This window comes from candidate division KSB1 bacterium (assembly GCA_022562085.1).
Classification (GTDB): domain Bacteria; phylum Zhuqueibacterota; class Zhuqueibacteria; order Oceanimicrobiales; family Oceanimicrobiaceae; genus Oceanimicrobium.
In genome coordinates this window covers 1-2,690 of record JADFPY010000462.1, presented here as the reverse complement: position 1 = coordinate 2,690, position 2,690 = coordinate 1, and the positions used below count along the sequence as shown (strand labels likewise).

Here is a 2,690-nt window from a genome sequence, read left to right as displayed (position 1 = left end):
CCCTTTTGTCAAACCATACATTGACCTCCCGGCCTATCAAGCCTTTGTAAATCTCCTCCACTTTGTTAAGATCCTCATGAGCGTAGCACAAAAAGGCCTGGTTTTCCTTTGACTTCATATCTTCATCCTTGTCTTTTTTGAAGTTTCACAAGTATTAGCCCGCATAACAAGTAATTCATTAGTTTCTTCATATCTCCCAAAAGATTACAATCTTTTTATTGACTTGCAACAAAAAAGTTACTATAGGTGATAACCCAACTGCATAACACCCCCTAAAGGGGTAATAGTAAGAAACTGCATAACTCCTGATGATTGACCTTCCGCCGGAATTGAGAAACAAATGTACTTCTTTCCTGGCCCACGCAATTTCTCTTTCCAGAGCCTCTTTTAAAAAGAGTGACAGGCAAGTTGGGCCAAAAGAATACTTATATCCCGGAGATTTCTTGTTTTTTGGAGGATACTGAAGCCATTAATAGCAGTCTCAGTAAGGCCACTTTTAGTTGGTACGACCTGTAAGTTACATTATTCAAGGGAATCCATTGATAGGATCGCATTGATACGTCAATTGCAAACCGTATTGATCCGGTCTTAGTAATCCTTTAGGATCGAGCTGTCCTTGCTTTTGAAAACCCAGAGGAGAATTCACGATATCATGTTTTAGCAGCAAGGTACCAAAAGCCCCCTCCTGAGCCAACAAATTACGCTTAGTCGCATGCGCTACGGTCAAGGCTGCTCTTGTTAACAAGCTGGTTTCCCCAACCTGGGCCCCAACAATCACCGGTATTTCAAGTTCTTCAGCCACCCTGGCAATTTCCAACGCTCGTATCAGGCCCCCCATTTTGGAAATTCGAATGTTAATGATGAAAGATCCTGCATTTTTTTGGAGAGGTTCAAAATGGGATTTATTCAGAAAACTCTCATCGAGAATTATTTTTGTCTGTGTGCCTTCAGCTACTTCGCTCAGTTGAGCAAACTGCATGGCGGTTAAAGGTTCCTCAATGCCGACTAGCTGGATTCCAAGCTGCTTAAAATAATCAATGGCTATGCTACTGTCCTGCCAGATGTTATTGGCATCCACCCTGAGTTTTAATTCTCCCTGCCCCAGGTCTTGAATGAGTGCTAGTTTTTTGCCGTCTACAGCTAAGTTTCCGGAAATCTTGAGCTTAAATTCCTGGAATCCCATAGCCAAATATTGTTTGGTTTGAGAAACAAATTTTTCCCACTCGGCATCTCCCAAAACCGCTGTATATTGAAAAGTTCCATCCAGCTCTCTCAAACCTAACAATCTTTCAATCGATTGTTTATTGTCTTTGGCCAGGAGATCCAACAACGCGAGTTCAATCGCACACCAGGCTGCTTTGAGGATAACCTTGATTTGAGAAGACGCTGTTCAAAATGAAAATTGCAATGACAAAGGTTGGATAGATTTTCTTCGTCATTGTTATTTTATGATATCATTTTGTCTGCTTAAAGCCATTTTTATTTTTTCCGGGTGCGATTTGATGCGAAAGCGTCTTCGAATCTCGCCTAATAATGAACAAATATGAGTAGCCCAGTGCGGGGTTTCGTTGAGGTCTCATTCCTAAGGACGATGTTTTTCTTTAACTATAATGCGCGACGAACCGTAGGTAGAAATAAACCGCTGGAGCCGCAAGGATTGGACTGTCGAAGCGGTCTAAAACGCCGCCATGGCCGGGGATAATCTTCGACGAGTCTTTGACGACAGCATCCCGTTTGAAAAGAGACTCGATCAGATCACTGACCTGTCCAACACTTCCACAGATCGCTCCGATGGCCAGTGCGTGAAGCAAAGGGAGATGATCCATAAATGTCACCTGACACAGGTAAGCCGTTATGGTGGCAAAGAAAAAGCCGGCAACAGCTCCCTCAACAGTCTTGTGCGGGCTGACACGTTCAAACAATTTGTGCTTGCCAAAGAGTGAACCTAGGATCGAAGCCGCTATATCACACATCCAGATCGTCAGAAAGGTAAGAATGACCAAATCACCTCCCCTATCGTATGGTAAATTGAATTGGACTGGCAACTCCCGGATGAGCAGCAGAAATCCGAGTGAGAAGGCAACATAGAAGACCCCCATTAGCGTGCTGGCAACGTTGAGAATCGAGCCTCGTTCGTTGCGAAAAAGCTCGACAGTCACAAATACAATGAAAGAGACGAAGAGGACAACCCACAACAGATCAGTGCGAGACCTAAACAAGGTATAACATACCAGCACACCAGTGATGATGCCAAGAATCTTTTGTGGTCTGCTCCCCTTGTGAGCCGCGAGATCGTAGAATTCATACATGGCCAGACTCACAATAGCGATGATCACTCCGAGGAAAACTTTGCCCCCGACCCAGGCCGAGAAGAGGATGGCAGGGCCGAATAAAACAGCAACCAGCGTTCGGATAGCAAAGTTTTTAAGATGCAAATTCCCCTCCTTCTTATGCGCAATCGGTCAATCCGGGACCTGGGTAAAGCGGTATACTAACAATAGAAGATTACAAAAGTCGTATATTACCAGGGCAGTGAGGAGTGCTGATGAATTTGATAGCTTTGTTTTTGCGGCTGCGATTTTTTATGTTGACTGTCTACTTTACCCAGTTGGGTTGGCTAATCCGTCAAAATCTTGGCCCCTCACAGTCTTATGAAACTTACAAAAAATGTCACGGACCTGCTTTAAATT

The 2,690-nt window shown here is 43.9% G+C and carries 2 protein-coding genes; both read right to left on the bottom strand.

Going from position 1 to position 2,690, the window contains the following annotated elements; genetic code table 11:
• Positions 1–526: 526 nt before the first annotated feature.
• Positions 527–1,327 carry a hypothetical protein gene (locus IH879_22220; GenBank protein ID MCH7677643.1) on the bottom strand — a complete coding sequence of 267 codons (801 nt, stop codon included), beginning with the start codon at positions 1,325–1,327 and terminating at the stop codon, positions 527–529.
• Between the two features lie 274 nt (positions 1,328–1,601).
• Entirely contained in the window at positions 1,602–2,435 is an 834-nt protein-coding gene (locus tag IH879_22215) for a phosphatidate cytidylyltransferase (protein MCH7677642.1), read from the bottom strand.
• Positions 2,436–2,690: the final 255 nt, after the last annotated feature.